Source organism: Amycolatopsis sp. NPDC058278 (genome assembly GCF_042881395.1).
Classification (GTDB): Bacteria; Actinomycetota; Actinomycetes; order Mycobacteriales; family Pseudonocardiaceae; genus Amycolatopsis.
Map to the genome: position 1 here is coordinate 45,371 of NZ_JBHVXZ010000058.1, position 16,226 is coordinate 61,596.

Below are 16,226 nucleotides of genomic sequence, written 5' to 3' on the forward strand. Positions count from 1 at the left end.
GAGGCAGCCGACCGTGCGGCGTCCTACGTGTTTGATCGGCACGGCCTTGTTCGCGGCGGGCGCCGTGCTGGCTTGCCTGCCCGAGCCGACCCGATACTACCGAGAGGCCGCACGGTGGCGGATCGGTTCAGCGCGCCGATCCGGTCGTATCGAGCAGCCACGACGCGGCCACCGCGGCTCCATCGGTCCGCATCGCGGCCGCGACCGCCCGAGCCCGGGCAGCGGTTTCCGGCGCCAACGCCCGATCGAGCGCGCTCGACAGCGACTCGACCGTCGGCGTCGGACCCTCGTGGGCCACCCCGATGCCCAGCTCGGCCACCCGCCCGGCCCAGTACGGCTGGTCCACCATCTGAGCGACCACCACCTGCGGCGCGCCGGCCCGCGCGGCCACCGTCGTCGTGCCGGCGCCGCCGTGCTGCACCACCGCGGCCATCCGCGCGAACAGGGCGTGCAGGTTGACCTCGCCGACCGCGCAGCAGTCCGCGCCATCGTCGACCAGCGACAGATCGGCCCAGCCCCGCCCGACGACCACCCGGCGCCCCTGGGCCCGAATCGCCTCGACGGCCACCTTGGCGACGTCGGCCGGGGCACGCATGCTGCCGAACCCCACATACACCGGCGGATCACCGGCATCGAGGAACGCCGTGATCTCGTCGGGCAGCGGGCGGTCGTCCGGCAGGATCCACGCGCCGGTCTGCCCGACGTCGAGGGCCGACGGCTCGGGCCACGGCGCCAGCACCGGATCCGCGGCCAGCCAGGGCCGGTCGGTCAGGACGTGGCGGCGGACGTCGTCGACGGCGGGCAGGCCCATCGCCGCCCGGTGGGCGTTGAGCGCGGCGCCGAACACCGCGGTGTAGTTGCGGGCATCCAGCTCCCACCGCGCCTTGTGGTCGGTCGCCTCGGGCGGGAACGGTCGCTCCGCGAATGGCACCGGCGAATGGTGCGGCGAGGGCAGGATGACCGGGCAGTAGCTCGCATACCGGTAGCGCAGACCCAGTTTCTCGGCCACCGACCGTGCCGCGACCGGCATCAGCCCGGCCGCCACCAGCGCGTCACACCCTTGCGCCGCCGCGGCCAGCGCGTCGAACTGCGCGGCGATCAGCTCCGCGACGCGCCGGGACCGGTCGCCGGCCGGCGGTGGCGTCGCCCCGTGCAACACCGGTCGCACCGGCCACCCGACCGGGATCAGCTGCACACCGACGCCGGCCAGGCGCTCCGCGAAATCGGGCGGCGCACACACCCGCACTTGTGCGCCCAGCTCCCGCGCCCGTACGGCCAGCCCGACCAGAGGCTCGACATCCCCGCGCGACCCGTAGGTCGACAACAACACGCGCACGTGGCCACTCCCGTCTCCGCCGCCATTCTGGAGAGGGGAGCGGGGATCGCGGGTCCGCAGTTCTACCCGCGACCACCCGCGCGTCAGGTGTTCGGGTGCCTGTGGAAGAAGCGGTCCCCGTCCTCGGCCTCGAACCTCGGCGCTCGCCGCCGCGGTCAGTCCTCGGCCAGCTCCGCGAAGAACTCGCTGATGTCCCGGCCCAGGCTCTCCGGTGCCTCGACGGCCGGGAAGTGCCCGCCGCGGGGCATCACGGTGTACCGCCGCAGGGCGAAGTAGCTTTCCACCCACTTGCGCGGAACGGCCGCGGGCTCCTTCGGGTAGGCGGCGACCGCGGTCGGCACCTCAATCACCGGAAGCCGGTCGTGGCGCGGTACCCACGGCGCGCGGAAGCTTTCGGCGTACAGCCGGGCCGCGCTGCCCATCGAGTTGGTGAACCAGTACAGCGAAAGCGTGGTGAGCACCCGGTCGCGGGGGTAGGCGGTCTCGAAGTCACCCTCGTGGTCGGTCCAGCCGTGGAGCTTCTCCACGAGCCACGCGGCGGTCGCCGCCGGTGAGTCACCCAGGTAGGCCACCGTCTGGGGGCGGGTCAGGTGCATCAGGAAGTAGCCGTTGCCGGTCTGCGCCCAAGCCGCGTTGGCCGTCTGCCGCACCTGCTCGTCCGGGGCCCAGAGCTCCTGCGGCACCGGTGCGCCGTCCAGCGGGTAGGGCATCGTGCTGTGGAAACCGGCGATGGCCTCGGGCCGGGTGTGCACCAGGTGCTGGCCCACGATGGCGCCCCAGTCCGAGCCGTAGACGCCGTAGCGCTCGAAACCCAGCACCTCGGTCATCAGGTGGTGGAACATCTCGGCGATCTCGGCGAAGCCGATGCCCGGCCGTGCCAGCGGCGTCGAGAACCCGTAGCCGGGCAGGTCCGGCAGGATCACCTCGTGCCCGGCGAGGTGCGGCAGGACCTCCGCGAAGTCCCAGAACGTCCACGGCCAGCCGCCGATCAGCAGCAGCGGGACACCGTCCCCGCCCGGGGCGCGCAGGTAGTGCACCGGCTGCCCGTCGATTTCCACGCGGTAGTGCTCGTGGACGTTCATCGCCGCTTCGTGCGCGCGCCAGTCGTAGTCGTCGCGCCAGGCCGTGAGCAGCCCGGCGAGGTACTCCTGGTTGGTGCCGTAGGCCCAGGTGTCGTTGCCGAGGTCGCCCGGCAGGCGGGTTTGCGACAGCCGGCGGTGGAGGTCTTCGATCGCCTCGTCCGGTACGGCGATGCGGAACGGTTCCGGTGTGGCCACGTCTTCACCTTTCGCTTTCTTCTCGGGACGGCCGGCTCGCCGGAGTGGCGGGGGGCGAGGGAGCGGAGGCCGCTTTGCGCGCGCCGCGCAGCACGCGCAGCGCGAACGACGGCCGCATCAGCGCCGTGGGCGGGTCGACCAGCCCGGCGACGCGCACGAACGCGGCGGTGACCGCGGGGTCGGCTGAGGCGGCGGCGTGCAGCTTCGCGGTGAAGGCGTTGCTGATCCGCGACTTCACCGTCCGGCGCCCTTCGGCGCCGGGGAAGCCGAGATCCCCGCCGGCGGCGATCTCCCACGGTGCATCCAGCACCCGCGAGATGTCGCGGAAGTAGCCGTGGGCCGAGATCGGCTCGCCGGTGCGCAGGTGCCGGCGCAGCGTCAGCGCCTGCAACGCCGCCACGGTGATCCCCTGGCCGTACACGGGGTTGAAGCTGCAGACGGCGTCGCCGAGCACGATGAAGGACTCCGGGAACCGCTCCAGGCGTTCGTACCGCCGCCGGATGCTGGCCGGGTAGCGGAACGCGGTCGGCTCCTCGAGGAACTGCGCGTCGCGGATGGCCTCGTAGATGTCCGGCACCGGCAGCGACCGCGCGTACGCCACGAAGCCTTCGGGATCGGTCGGCGGGTGATCGCCCAGCACCCCGGTCAGCGAGACGATGCACCGGTGGTCCGACAGCTTCGTGAGGAAGCCGCCCCGCGGGTGCGCGGGAGTGGCCACGGGGTTGACCGAGACGTCTTCGCCGAACGGGTCGTGCGTCAGCGCGAACCGGCAGGAGGTGTAGGTCAGCCCGATCTTGACCCGCTCTTCGGCGACCTGCGGGTACCCGAGTGCGGTGAGCCAGGACGGCGTCCGGCTGCCCTTCCCGGTGGCGTCGACCACGAGGCCGGCGTGCAGGGTCTCGGCCACCGTGGCCGCGCCGCGCCGCTGCACCCGTGCGCCGGTGACGCACGTCCCGCCTTCGTCGGTGACGAGACCGACGATGTCGTGCTCTTCCAGGAACCGCACGTTCGGCAGCTTCGCCACCCGGCGCCGGACGTGGTACTCGATCACCGGCCGGTAGCCGCCCACGACGAGCAGCCCGCTTTCGGCGGGACTCAGCCGCCGGCCGTTGAAGTACCAGCGCAACTGGCTGCCCAGGTCGCCGGCTTCGACGCCCGCGGCCGTCATCTCCGCGGTGAGCCCTGGGAACAGCTCTTCGAGCACCTGCTGGCCGCGGGCGAGCAGGCCGTGCGTGTGCCTGCCCTGGGGCACACCGCGCCGGGCGCTGTCCGTATCGGACAGACGGTCCCGGTCGACCACGGTCACGTCGGCGCCGGACTCGGCCAGCACCTTCGCGGCCAGCAGGCCGGCCATGCTCCCGCCGAGCACGACCGCGGTGCGGCCGGCTCCTTCGCTCATGTCCTCATCTCCTCGAATTCGCGGGCCCGACGGGAGCCGGCCGGTCAGTTCCGACGGCCGAGCGCGCCGTACATCCGGCGGTTGGTGTCGCCGGAGCGGTGCCACAGACCGGTGGGGACCAGGCCGGGTGACTCCAGTTCGAAGCCCGTGAACAGCTTCTCGATCGCGCCGAAGGAGCGGAACACCATCGGGGACGTCGCGTTCCGGTAGATGGCCTCCATCTTGGCGCGTTCTTCGTCCGGCGCCTCGTCGGCGTTGAGGTGCGACAGCGCCAGGTAGGAGCCGGGCACCATCCGGTCGCGGAACGCGCGCAGGATGCCGTCCGGGTCGTCGTCGTCGGTGATGAAGTGGAAGACCGCGACGCACAGCAGCGCCACCGGCTCGTCGAAGTCGATCAGCCCGGTGAGGCCCGGGTGCTCCAGGATGGACGCGGGGTCGCGCAGATCGGCGGTGAGGAGGCTCGTGATCCGCTTCTCCTCGTCGCTCAGCAGGGTGGCGCCCTGCGTGGCGACCACCGGGTCGTTGTCGACGTAGACCACCCGCGCGTCCGGCACCGACCGGCGCGCGACCTGGTGGGTGTTCTCCTGGCTGGGCAGGCCCGCGCCGATGTCGATGTACTGCCGGATCCCGTGCTCGGCCGCGAGGTGCTGCACGACCCGCCCGAGGAAGTTCCGGTTCTCCCAGACCACGTCCTTGGTCAGCAGCTCGCCGACCTGGCCGATGACCGCGTCGCCGGCGGCGCGGTCGACGGCGAAGTTGTTGTCGCCGTGCAGGAAGTAGTCGTACATCCGGGCCGGCGAGGGCTTCTCGGCCGGGTTCGCTTCGTCGATCGCCACGACGTCTCCTTGGTCTCGGTGGGCTCAGCCCGCGGGGGGACTGCTCTGGTGCGACATCAGCTCGAGCTGTCCGGACCGGCGCGTCACGATCCACCGGCCCTTCACCTTCGCACCGGCCAGCGGGCCGGAGAAGCCCTCCCCGGTGGACGAACGGAAGCGGGGCGGGCCGCCGAGCACCCGGCCACGGGGCCCGGCCTCGATGACGTGGTCGTCCGTGTCAGGCATGGGGAAGGGGTCCGCCGGCCGCGGTGGTCAGCCGGGTGGGCTTCTCCGGACGCGGCAGGACATAGCCCTTTTTCGCGGTGCGTTCCAGCCACCACTGGGCGATCGCCAGGTTGATGAACGTGCCGATCCAGCTGGCCGTCTCGAGCACCAGCCCGAAGCTGTGCTGGATCACCTCGGGGAAGAAGATCAGCAGGCCGAGGATCAGGATCCGGCCCCAGATGATCTGGGCGCACAACGCGTAGCTGTAGATCATGAAGCGGCGGTGCTTGGCGAACTGGCGCCTGCGCACCGCGCGCAGGGCCACGAACGTGAAGATCAGCCAGAGCCCGCCTTCCATCGCGTCGCCGACCGGGCCGCCGGCGAACGGGGTGATGAGCAGGGCCAGCACCCCGCCGGGCACCACGCCGGCGTAGATGTAGACCCGGCCCGAGACGCGGTGCAGCTTGGGGTGCTTGCGGATGATCCACGGCGACAGCTGCAGCACGACGGAGGTGAAGGCGATCGTCCCGCAGGCGATGTGCAGCACCAGCGCCGGGTAGTGCCACCAGATGTCCTGGCGCAGGTTCGGGACCCGGGCCTTGCTCGGGTCGAGGCCGAGGTAGGGCGGCAACGCGTAGCTGAAGAACACCAGTGTCAGAAGGGCAGGCGGGAAAATGCCCAGCCGACGCCACCAGGGCTTCCGGATTTCGGTGGTCGCAGCCGGGTTCGACTCGCCACCCGGCGGTGCGTCGAGACGGTCCAGTTGATCGGTCACGGTGAGCCTCTTCTCTTCTGGCAGCGTGCGAGCCGGTGCCGGCCCGTTCCCGGGGCGCGCGCCGGCATGAGGTCGGGTGAGCGATTCCGTGGCCCGGCCGGGTGAACGGCTGCGCCCGGGTGGACGTCCGCACTCCGGGCACGACGTCTCCATGATGGATCCGCCGCCGCGGAGGACCTTCTCCCAGGGTGCGAAGATCCACGCCGGGCCGGGCCGGGGCGCTGCCCGGCTCCTGTGCTCGGAGCCGGGTCGTGGGAACCCTTCCGGTGCCGCGGCCAGAAGCGGAACAGGACGAGCGCACCAGGCCGGAGTGCTCGGGCCGGACACCGGTGAGCATCGCGATGTAGGAAGCCACGACGCCGGCGCCGAGCCCGGGACCGAACACGAGCAGCCCGAAGAACAGGTCGCCGAAGTACGTGCCACCCACGGGCACCCGGGCCGGCAGCAGGCAGCCGACGGCGGTCAGCAGCGTGCCCGAGGCGCCCAGCGGCCGGAAGCCCAGCTTGGCCACCAGTTCTGGCCGGCCATCGAGCCGACCACGGTGCCCGCGGTCATCACGATCGTGCCGACGCCGTGCACCTTTCCGGCCGGCCGGCGGCCGACCGGATCAGCTGTAGGCGCGTGCCTGGAGGGAATAGAGATCCGCGTACAGGCCGCCCGACTTCGTCAGCGTCGCGTGGTCGCCGATCTCCGCGATCCGGCCGTTCTGGATCACGACGATCACGTCCGCGTGGCGGACCGTCGAGAAGCGGTGTGAGACGAACACGCTGATCGCCCCGGTTTCCGCGCCGAGCCGGCGCCCTTCCGCCGCGTACCGCTCGAACAGCGCGTGCTCCGCCTCCGGGTCCAGGGCCGACGTCGGCTCGTCGAGCACGAACAGGAGCGGATCCTGCCGCATCATCGACCGGCCGAGCGCCAGCTTCTGCCACTGTCCGCCGGACAGTTCCGTGCCGTCGGCGAAACTCGTGCCGAGCTGGGTGTCCAGGCCTTCCGGCAGCTCGCGGAGCACTCCGGCCGCGTCGGCCCGGTCGATGGCCGCCCGGACGGCGAGGTCCGAGGACACCCGCGGCAGGTCGCCGACGCCGACCGCGGTCCGGGCGGAGAACTCGTACCGCACGAAGTCCTGGAAAGCGGCCGTGATCCGGCTGCGCCACTCCGTGATGGACAGCCGGCGCAGGTCTGTGCCGTCGACCAGGACCCGGCCGGCGGACGGGCGGTAGAACCCGCAGAGCAGCTTGACAAGCGTGCTCTTGCCCGCGCCGTTCTCGCCGACCACGGCGACCGTCGCGCCGGCGGGCAGGGTGAGCCGCAGGTTCTCGAGCACCGGCCTGTCGGTGCCCGGGTAGGTGAACGCGACGTCCTCGAAACTGATCCCGGCGTTCAGCCGGGCGGGCGGCGGAAGTTCCGCGGAATCGGTGCCGGTGTGCGCCTCGGTCACGGCGTCGCGCAGCTCGTCCAGGCGCCGGTAGGCCCCGGCCGACCGCTGCAGGGTCTGCAGCAGGGTGACGGCGAGCGTCACCTGCTGGCTGACCTGGACGGCGAGCGTGAGCACGAGCACCACGTCGCCGACACTGCGGCGGCCGGCGATGGCGTCGCGGAGCACGAGCAGCACCGCGCCGACGTAAGCGACGGCGAAGACGACCTGGCCCGCTGCCCGGATCCCGGTGGCCACGAGGTGGGCCCGGCGCAGCCCCCGGGTCGCCGTGTCCCACAGCTGCTCGTGCTTGCCGAGGACCTCCCGTCCCAGGCGGAAGACGCGCAGTTCGCCGGCCGCGCGTGCCGACGTGCTGAGCCGGAAGAGGTTCAGCGCCACCCGCGTCGGCTCGGCGGTCTCCGTCTTCGACCGGTCGAGCACCTGCTCGGCTCGTTTGCCTGCCACCAGCGGCGGGATCGCGGCCAGCGGGAGCAGGAGCAGGAGGGGGTTCGTCGTGGCCAGGAGGACCCCGGTGACGACGACGGCGAGGACGAGCCCGACGCTCAGCAGCAGTGCCTCGAGGCTCGCCCGCAGCTGACGGCTTTCCTGCTGCAGCACGGTGATCGTGTCGGCGCGGGCGGCCTGTTCGTGGTGCTCGATCCCGGGTGAGCCGTTGGACAGGCCGATCAGCTGCTCGTCGAAGTCCAGCTCGGCCAGCTCCGACAGTTCGAAGTACGCGATGTGGGCGAAGTGGGCGAAGGTGAACGCCGCCAGGGCGAGGACCGCGACGACGACGCCGGCGTAGGCGGCCGCCTCGAACCGGCCGCCGACGACGGCGTCGGCCATCCGGCCCAGCGCCAACGCGACCAGCGGCGCCGCCACGGCACCGGCCACCATCAAAGCCACCGAAACGATGGTCTTCCGCCGGTCGATCCGCCACGCCGTGGCGATCAGCTTCCACGAACCGGCCAGCACTTCCTTCATGCCGGCACCTCCTCGATGTCGGCGGTGTCCACGAACTGGTCGGCCTGGAGCCGGAACAGGTGCGCGTACCGGCCGTTCGCAGCCAGCAGTTCTTCGTGGCTGCCCTGCTCGGTCACCTTGCCGTGCTCCAGCACCACGATCCGGTCGGCGTGCCGGACGGTCGAGAACCGGTGGGAGATCAGCAGGGTCGTCGCACCGTGGGTGAGATCGGCGAACTCGTCGAAGAACCCGGCCTCCGCCCGGACGTCCAAGCTCGCGGTCGGCTCGTCGAGCACGATGACCGGCGAGCCGTGACGCAGCGCGAAGAGCGCCCGGGCCAGTGCGACGCGCTGCCACTGCCCGCCGGAGAGTTCCGCGCCGCCGGTGAGCTGGCGGGCCAGCGGGGTGTCCAGGCCACGGGGGAGGGCCTCGAGGAACTCGCCGAGCCCGACGGCGTCGGCGGCGGCGCGGATCCCGGCCCGGTCGTCGAGGAAGTCCCGGGACCCGAAGCCGATGTTGTCCGCGACGGAGGACTCGTACCGCAGGAAGTCCTGGAAGATGACGGCGAGCTTGGCCCGCCACTCGTCGACCTGGTAGGAGCGGATGTCGACGCCGTCGACGCGCACGGCACCGCTTTCCGGTTCGTAGAGCCGCGCCAGCAGTTTCACCAGCGTGGTCTTACCGGCCCCGTTCACCCCGACGAGGGCGGTGCAGTGCCCCACCGGGATCTTCAGGTCGAGACCGTCGAACACCGGGCGTTCCCGCCCGGGGTAGCGGAACACCACGTTGTCGAAGTGGATGACCGACGCCGGCGTCGGGACGGGGCCCGGCTTCGCGCCCGGGCGGCCGGGGAGCAGCGCGGCGGGGTTCTCCTCGAGGTAGCTGTCCACCCGCGAGCGGTACCGGCGCACCGCGTCGTACCCGATCATCCCGATCGCGGTCTGCGGATCGGCTTCGGGGTAGAACTCGCCCAGCCGCAGCCCGCTCAGCACGACCTGCATGACGACCACGAACCCGGTCAGCGTCAGTGCCTCCGGCGCGGTCGCGCCGATCACCGCGAACGTCGTGCCGATGACCGCGAGGGCGCACCCGGTGAAGAACACGAAGGGCCACAGGTAGACCTTCCGCCTCTTCGTCCACAGTGGGCGAATCACGGTGAGGAACGCCTCGCGAACCGCGTCGCGGAGCCAGTCCACCAGCCCGAAGACGCGGATCTCCTTGCCCGCGGCCGGTTCGATGGCCAGCCGGCGCAGGTAGTCGCTCTTGCGCTCGTCGCGGGCGAGCGCGATCCGCACTTCGGCGTACTTGCGCAGCCCGCCGCGCTGCCCGTACCGGAACAGCATGACGACCACGACGAGTCCGGCCGCCGCGAGCCAGGAGAACACCACACCGACGACGACGGCGTAACCCGCGAGCTGGGTGTACCGGGCGACCAGCGCGAGGAGCCCGGCGCCGGCCTGCCCCGGGCTCAGCGGCCCGAACTCGAGGTCGCGTGCCGCCGTGGCCAGGTCGTCGAGGACGTCCTGGTCCTCGAGCGGGGCCACTCCGGGACTGCGCAGTGACGTGGCCATCAGGTCGCGGAAGACCCGGCCGTCGATCCGCCGGGCGACGAACTCGCCCAGGGAGTTCTGGATCGGCGCGATGATCTGCTGGGCCACGAAGGCGGCCGCGGCCGCGGCGAACACGGTCGCCAGCCCGGTCCAGGCCGCCGAACCGGGGCCGCCCGCGACGGCGGCGGGGACCCGCCCCAGTACGACGCTGGTCATCAGGACGAAGACGACGGGCAGCGTGCCGAGGACGAGGTTCACCACCAGCAGCAGGGCGACGAGCGGGCCGCCCGAGTGCACCAGCAGCCGCGCGATGTGCCACCGGGGCAGCACCAGCCCGACCAGGCGGTTGGGGGATGACGATTCCTTCACGACACTCCCTCCGGAGGTGTCACGGCCGGTCCCCGAGAACCGACTCGTCGAACAACGGCGCTCGCCTGCCGATGCGGCGGGCTTCGGCGAGCAGGTCGGCACCCCAGCGGGTCCACAACCCGGCGAGCCGGGAGGTGAGCAGCACGCGGTCCACCGACCCGTCGGCGAGCGGGGTCCGCAGGCCGATGGCGTGGTGACCGCGGTGCTTGCCGTCCGCCAGGGCCCGGTCGAGCACGGCCCGGTCGAACTCGAAGAGCACGGCCGTGGCCAGCTCGTCCGGGATGTCGTCGCCGGCACCGAAGACGGCCACCTGCTCGTCGGGCCCGAGCCGGCCGGCGAGGTCGCGCAGCTCGGCCCCGGCACCGGGTTCGGCGATGCCATCGCGGAGATCGCTCAGGTGCCGGTAGTCGTCGTCCCAGGTCCACAGCTCTCGCTTGTGCACCAGCGTCCGGCCGATCTCGACGACGGGTTCCTGGTACCGGTCGAGGAACAGGTCCATGTTGTGCTGGAAGCTCTGCCAGTTGCCCTGGATGTCACGCTCGTGGGGCCACTCGACGTGCCACGCGTCGCGCAGGAACCGGAAGGGCAGGCCACGCTTGAAGATCCGGAAGGCGAACTCGAGGTCCTCGACGCCCCAGCCGTGGTACAGCTCGTCGAAGCCGCCGATCTCCCAGAAGTCGGCCACGCGCATGGAGCAGTTGCTGGTCCAGAAGAACGACCACGGCACCGCCCGGCGGTTCAGGTCGAAGCCGCACTGCGCGAGTGCGTCGTGGCGAACGTCCCGGAACGCGGGTTCGTCGCGGAGGGCCAGGATCACCTGCTCGGGCGTTGCGGACTCGAGCATGTCGGCAAGCCCGGGCATCGGGTCTTCGGGGTTGTAGCCGTAGGCGTAGCCGACGACCGCGCACGGGTCGTCGTCGTGCGCGGCCAGGTGGTGTTCGAGGAAACCGGGCCCGATCATCGCCCCGGTGTCGAGGAAGACCAGGATCGGCGCGGCCGCCAGCTTGGCGCCGGCGTTGCGCGCGACCCCCGCGCGGAAGCCCAGGTCTTCCTGGAAGTGGTATTTGAGGTGGAGCTGTCCCGCGAAGGATTCGACGGTTTCCGCCGTGGCGTCGGACGAGCCGTCGTCGCAGACGATGACCTCGAACTCGTCGCGGGGCAGCCGCTGCGTGGCGAGCTGGCCGAGCAGCTTCGCCAGCAGCCCGCAGCGGTTGTAGGTCGGGATGACCACGGAGAGCCGGGGCGGCGCCGCGGGGCTCCCGCCGTGCGCGGCGCTCATCCGGCCAGCTCCTGCCCGGCGCGGTACTCGGCACAGGTCGGCAGGCCCCGGGCGATCGCGACCTCGTTGAAGTCGAAGAACATCACCGGCGGGTCCTCGGCGAGCATCCGGATGAGCGGCGTGTCGTACTTGGCTGCCATGTACCGCTGGTTGGCCATGGCGTCGCGCATGTTCTCTTCGAAGCTCTTGTGGTGCGGCGCGTGGATCGCGGCCGCGTCACGGGCGAGGACGATCCGGGCGCCGTCGCGGTGCAGCCGGTAGGCGAGGTCGACGTCCTCCGAGCCCCAGCTGCGGAACGCCTCGTCGAACATGCCGACCGCGCGCAGCTGGGCGGTGCGCGCCGAAGCATTGCACGTCCAGTAGGCCAGCCAGGGCGCGGGCAGGTCGCCGAAGTCGTCGGTGTGCCGGCGGTAGAACTCCTCCCGCACGTCGAGCCAGCGCCGCTCGCGCCGGAGCTTGTCGATCGTCGCGGACGGGTTGTCGAAGTCGACTTCGGCGTTGATCAGCTCGGCGTCTTCGTTGTCGATGTTGAAGCAGTAGACGTACCCGCACACCGCGACGGGGTTCTCCCCGGCGTGGGCTTCGACGTGCGCCCGGAGAGCACCGGAGTGCAGCAGCACCCCGGAATCGACGAACACGCAGACGTCGCCCTGGGCGTGGGTGATGCCGACATTGCGGGCCTTGGCCACCCGCCAGCCCAGGTCCTCCTGGAAGAAGTACCGGATGTTGATGCGGTCTTCGTACTGTGGAACGAGTTCCGCGGTCGAGTCACCGGACCCGTCGTCGACGACGAGCACTTCGAACTCGTCTTCCCGGAGGTCCTGCCGGGTCAGCGAATCGAGGGTGTGCCGGAGCAGCTCCACCCGGTTGTACGTGGGAACGACGACGCTGCACTTCACTTTGCCGCCCATCTCGTCTCCTCGCCCACCGTTTCGATGGCTGGTTGGATACGCGGGGCGGCACCCTGGCAGGCGAAGTCGCACGCACCGACGCTACGAGCAGCTTGGAGGTCCCCGCCGGACCGCCGCATCTTTCGCCGTGCTGTCCTCGCGCGCCCGGCGACGGCTCCGCGGTGTCCGTTGTAGACTCCGGGGCCGGTGCGCCGGGCGCCGGTGCCCGAGCACCCGGCCGCAGGGGAAACGACCACGAGGAGGTCGGATGACCGCCCGGCTGCCCACTGCCGAACGGATGACCGGCGAAGGCACGGTGCTGGACTGGGCCGCCGTCCGTGACGGCTTGACCCAGGCGAAGTCGTTCTGGCTGGCGACGGTGCGGCCGGACGGCCTGCCCCACCTCCGGCCTCTGCTCTGCGCCTGGCTCGACGACGCGCTGCACGTCTGTTCGAACCCGTCGGCCCGCAAGGCGAAGAACGTGGACGGCGGCTCGGCCGCTGCCATCGGCACCTCCTGTCCCCGATTCGACGTCGTCGTCGAGGGGCCGGCCGAGCGGGTGACGGACGTTGCCGCGCTCCGGCGGATCGCCGATGCCTTCCGGGACAAGTACAGCTGGCCGGTGGTGGAACGCGACGGAGCGCTCGACGCCGAGTACGCCGCACCGACAGCCGGGGCACCGCCGTTCGCCGCCTACACCGTCACGCCGGTCACCGCGTTCGTCTTTCCGACGGTCGAAGGCCACGCGCCGACCCGGTGGCGTTTCGGCTGACTCCGGCACGGACCCGGCATCCTCGAAGGTGTCTGCGCGGCGAGCCGGGCAGAGAGTGGACTGATCACCCGTCTGCTGAGCGCTGGAGGAGAACATGGTGAGACCGAAGACTTCCTGGGGTGACGCGGCCGCGATGCTCGCGGAGGCCGGCGTCGAAGCCGTTCCGGCCTTCTACGGCAGGTTCACGGGTGACGACGAGCGCGCCGCGCTCACCGTGCCCATGCGCCTGCAGGACGCGGTGACCCGAAAGGACGCGGACGCGTTCGCCGACGTCTTCGCCGAAAACGGCAGTCTCGTCCAATACGACGACGAGCTCAAGAACCGGGAAGAAATCCGGGCCTACATGAAGGCCGCCTTCGCCGGTCCGTTCAAGGACAACGACGTCGCCGGACGATTGCTGCGGCTCAGCTTCGTCACCGAGGACGTCGCGCTGCTGGCCGAAGAGGCGGGCGTTCTCCTGCCGGGCGAGCAGAAAGCCGCACCGGAGCGCCTGTTCTACGCCACCTGGGTGATCCATCGCGTCGCACCGGGCCAGCTGGAACTCCTTTCGTTCCACCAGAGCCCGATCCACAGCTGACGCGGGCCGGCCGGGTTCCGGGAGCACGACCTCCTGCGAAGCGGAAGAACATCCTCGCAGTACCCGCATCGGCGCTGCGTCGCCCGCTCCGGGGAGCCGGGTCACGGGGCGTCGCGTTCGCCGGTGACCGGGCGGGCCATGTAGACGGCACCCGGTCCGTAGCCGGCGGGCAGCGCCACCTCGGGGTGCGCGTGGAACCCCTGTGCCGACCAGAATCCGGTGGCGCCGTCGACGGCGACCAGGGAGATCCGTGTGTAGCGGAGGGACTGGGCGGCCTCGGTCACGTGCCGCAGCATCCGCGCTCCCCAGCCACGCCCCCGCAGTTCGGCGCTGACCACGATGTCGTGCAGGTGCAGGTTCGCCGAGTCGAAGGCGGTGGTCTCGGGCCGGCCGGGATCGGGGACGCGGTACGGCGGGTAGGGCAGGGCGAGCACGTAGCCGCCCAGCCGTTCGCCCCGGTCCAGCACGAAGGACGTTTCCTTGGCCCAGCGGGATTCCAGGACGGCACGGCTCTCCGACAACCACCGCGGTGCGTACTCCGCCGCTTCCAGCTCGGCGATGGTGGTCCAGTCGCCCGCGTCGATCGGCCGGATCTTCTCCGTGCGCACGGCCAAGACCGGCAGGGGCCGGAATCCGTTGAACCCCACCGTGGTGTAGCCGATGGCGTAGGCACCGGTGGAGTGGATCCACACCGGATCGCCGGAGGCCAGGTCCGCGGGCACCATGACGGGGCCGCCGCCGAACGTGTCGTCGCTGTCGCAGGTCGGGCCCGCGACCACGGCGGGCACCCCCGCCCCGCCGGCCTGCCCGGGGAACGTCAGGCGGTAGCGCAGCTGATCGGTCTCGTAGAGGCCGTTGAACTTGCCGCAGCTGAGGTAGAGCCATCGCCGGTCGCGGGAGGTGAGCCGGGCGACGTGCGCGCGGATCGTCCCGTGGTCGGCGACGAGGTGCCGCCCCGGTTCGACCAGGAAGCGCAGCCGGCCGCTCGCTTCGCGCAGTCGGGCCATGCCTTCCCTGATGGCGGTGAAGATCTCTCCGATCGGCGGCACCAGCGGGACACCGTCCTTGCCGAGGTAGCCGTGCGCGGGGAGCCCGCCGCCGAGGTTCACGTGGCCCAGCTGGATGCCCCGTGCCGCCAGCGAGGTCACGAGGGCGACCAGGGTGTCCAGCGCCTGCCGCCACGCCGAGGCCGTCATCTGCTGCGAGCCGACGTGGATCGACAGCCCGGCCGGGACCAGCCCGAGGCGCCGCGCTTCGGTCAGCACGCCGACGGCGTCGTCGCTGCCGCACTTGCCGGTCAGGGCCCACAGCGCGCCCTCGCCGGTCGTGGTGACCCGGCAGAACACGTGAGCGCCGGGGGCGTGCCGGGCGATCGCCCGCACGTCCTGGACGCAGTCGGTCGCGAACGTGGTGATGCCGAGCAAGTGCGCGGCGGCGATGTCGGCGTCGGACTTCACGGTGTTGCCGTAGTGGACGTCGTCCGGAAGCGCCCCGTTGCGCAGCGTCAGCTCGATCTCGCCGGGACTCGCCGCGTCGAAGCCCGCGCCGATCCTGGCGAGGCAGGCGAGCACCGCAGGATGCGGGCACGCCTTCACGGCGAAGCGCACCGAAACGTCCGGCAGTTCGTCGAGCAGCGCGTGGTATTGCCGCTCGATGCCGGTCAGGTCGTAGACGAGCTGGTCGTGCGTGGCTCTGGTCAGCGCGGACCGCACGTGGGCGGGTTCAGACATCGGTGGCACGGGCGGCCTCGATCAGTGCTGCCCACGCGTCGATCAGCACCGCATAGTCGTCGATGTCGCGGCGGCTCTCGTCGAGCAGCCTGTCGCGGTGTTCCCGGATGTGGGCGGCGACGCCGGTGAACCTGCCGCCCAGCCCCCGGTACGCCCGCTCCAGCTGGTCGATCCGCGTCTCGTCGGGTTCCTGCCAGGTGCTCTCCCGCACGATCGCGGCGATCTCGGCCGGGTCGTCGGAGTCCATCCGCTGGTAGATGAAGTGGAAGTAGTACATCGACAGCACGAACTTGGCGAACCGCACCTGGTAGGCGAGGAAACCCGCGTCGGTCTTCCGTTCCGCCGTGTGGAAGTTGACGATGTGGCGGTTGTGCACGACGGCGGGCAGCCGGGCCTTGTTCGCGACGTGGATGAGGAAGTAGTCGCTGCCGATGGTGTCGGTGGCGGGCGGCAGCGGCAGCCGTTCGTGCAGTCCGTGGAAGCTGATGTTGTGCATGTCCACCCGCATCGGGTCGACGACGTCGAGCACGGACCGGTCGCCGTCGAAGGCCGCCCACCCGGTGAACGACTCCTCGACCAGTTCCCGTTTTTCCTCCTCGGTGGCACCCGGAGCGGCCCAGAGGCTCACCAGGTCGTGGTAGGCCGGGTGCGCGCGCACCTCGTGGAGGTCGACGGACATCTCGCCGACGAACGAAGCCCCCACCAGCGCCACCGTCCGGTCCCGCAGCGCGGGGTCCAGCCGGTCCTCCACCGTCACGGCCCGGTGCGCGGGCTTGCCGATCGACAGCAGCTCGGCGTGGATCGGGAACACCGTCCGGCCCTCGAAAGTCTGGTAGCGGAGGCCCGAGTCACGGC

The 16,226-nt window shown here is 71.4% G+C and carries 14 protein-coding genes; 2 read left to right on the forward strand and 12 right to left on the reverse strand.

Annotated elements, in window-relative coordinates; genetic code table 11:
- Positions 1-127: 127 nt before the first annotated feature.
- The 10 genes from ACFVYA_RS27855 to ACFVYA_RS27900 form a co-directional block, all read right to left on the reverse strand.
- Positions 128-1,336, reverse strand: a complete 1,209-nt coding sequence (locus tag ACFVYA_RS27855) for a glycosyltransferase (RefSeq protein WP_387049138.1) — start codon at positions 1,334-1,336, stop codon at positions 128-130.
- A gap of 155 nt (positions 1,337-1,491) precedes the next feature.
- The gene (locus tag ACFVYA_RS27860) at positions 1,492-2,613 is read right to left on the reverse strand and encodes an epoxide hydrolase family protein (RefSeq protein ID WP_387049140.1); all 1,122 of its coding nucleotides are present in this window, start codon (positions 2,611-2,613) and stop codon (positions 1,492-1,494) included.
- Positions 2,614-2,617: 4 nt separating this feature from the next.
- A complete protein-coding gene (locus ACFVYA_RS27865) occupies positions 2,618-4,012 on the reverse strand; it encodes an FAD-dependent oxidoreductase (RefSeq protein WP_387049142.1) in 1,395 nt (464 codons plus the stop codon).
- 44 nt (positions 4,013-4,056) lie between these two features.
- The gene (locus ACFVYA_RS27870; protein WP_387049144.1) at positions 4,057-4,848 is read right to left on the reverse strand and encodes an SAM-dependent methyltransferase; all 792 of its coding nucleotides are present in this window, start codon (positions 4,846-4,848) and stop codon (positions 4,057-4,059) included.
- A gap of 24 nt (positions 4,849-4,872) precedes the next feature.
- A complete protein-coding gene (locus tag ACFVYA_RS27875; protein ID WP_387049146.1) occupies positions 4,873-5,073 on the reverse strand; it encodes a hypothetical protein in 201 nt (66 codons plus the stop codon).
- Positions 5,066-5,827 (reverse strand): DUF2306 domain-containing protein, encoded by a 762-nt coding sequence (locus ACFVYA_RS27880; protein WP_387049148.1) that lies wholly within the window; start codon positions 5,825-5,827, stop codon positions 5,066-5,068. Before ACFVYA_RS27880 ends, ACFVYA_RS27875 begins: the two co-directional genes overlap by 8 nt.
- 607 nt (positions 5,828-6,434) lie before the next feature.
- The gene (locus ACFVYA_RS27885; protein WP_387049150.1) at positions 6,435-8,225 is read right to left on the reverse strand and encodes an ABC transporter ATP-binding protein; all 1,791 of its coding nucleotides are present in this window, start codon (positions 8,223-8,225) and stop codon (positions 6,435-6,437) included.
- The gene (locus ACFVYA_RS27890; protein ID WP_387049152.1) at positions 8,222-10,123 is read right to left on the reverse strand and encodes an ABC transporter ATP-binding protein; all 1,902 of its coding nucleotides are present in this window, start codon (positions 10,121-10,123) and stop codon (positions 8,222-8,224) included. The genes ACFVYA_RS27885 and ACFVYA_RS27890 overlap by 4 nt, the downstream gene beginning before the upstream one ends.
- Positions 10,124-10,142: 19 nt before the next feature.
- The gene (locus tag ACFVYA_RS27895; protein WP_387049154.1) at positions 10,143-11,402 is read right to left on the reverse strand and encodes a glycosyltransferase family 2 protein; all 1,260 of its coding nucleotides are present in this window, start codon (positions 11,400-11,402) and stop codon (positions 10,143-10,145) included.
- Positions 11,399-12,313 (reverse strand): glycosyltransferase, encoded by a 915-nt coding sequence (locus tag ACFVYA_RS27900; RefSeq protein ID WP_387049156.1) that lies wholly within the window; start codon positions 12,311-12,313, stop codon positions 11,399-11,401. The genes ACFVYA_RS27895 and ACFVYA_RS27900 overlap by 4 nt, the downstream gene beginning before the upstream one ends.
- Positions 12,314-12,560: 247 nt before the next feature.
- Here ACFVYA_RS27900 and ACFVYA_RS27905 point away from each other — a divergent pair, with 247 nt between their 5' ends.
- Positions 12,561-13,064, forward strand: coding sequence for a pyridoxamine 5'-phosphate oxidase family protein (locus ACFVYA_RS27905; RefSeq protein WP_387049158.1), 504 nt, complete (start codon positions 12,561-12,563; stop codon positions 13,062-13,064).
- Positions 13,065-13,158: 94 nt separating this feature from the next.
- Positions 13,159-13,641 (forward strand): SgcJ/EcaC family oxidoreductase, encoded by a 483-nt coding sequence (locus tag ACFVYA_RS27910; RefSeq protein ID WP_387049160.1) that lies wholly within the window; start codon positions 13,159-13,161, stop codon positions 13,639-13,641.
- Between the two features lie 101 nt (positions 13,642-13,742).
- Here the strand turns inward: ACFVYA_RS27910 and ACFVYA_RS27915 are convergent, their stop codons facing one another.
- Positions 13,743-15,371: a GNAT family N-acetyltransferase gene (locus tag ACFVYA_RS27915; protein ID WP_387049162.1), complete on the reverse strand. Its 1,629-nt coding sequence runs from the start codon at positions 15,369-15,371 to the stop codon at positions 13,743-13,745.
- On the reverse strand, positions 15,364-16,226 hold an 863-nt coding region (locus ACFVYA_RS27920), incomplete at its 5' end, for a DUF6271 family protein (protein WP_387049163.1). The genes ACFVYA_RS27915 and ACFVYA_RS27920, both read right to left, overlap by 8 nt.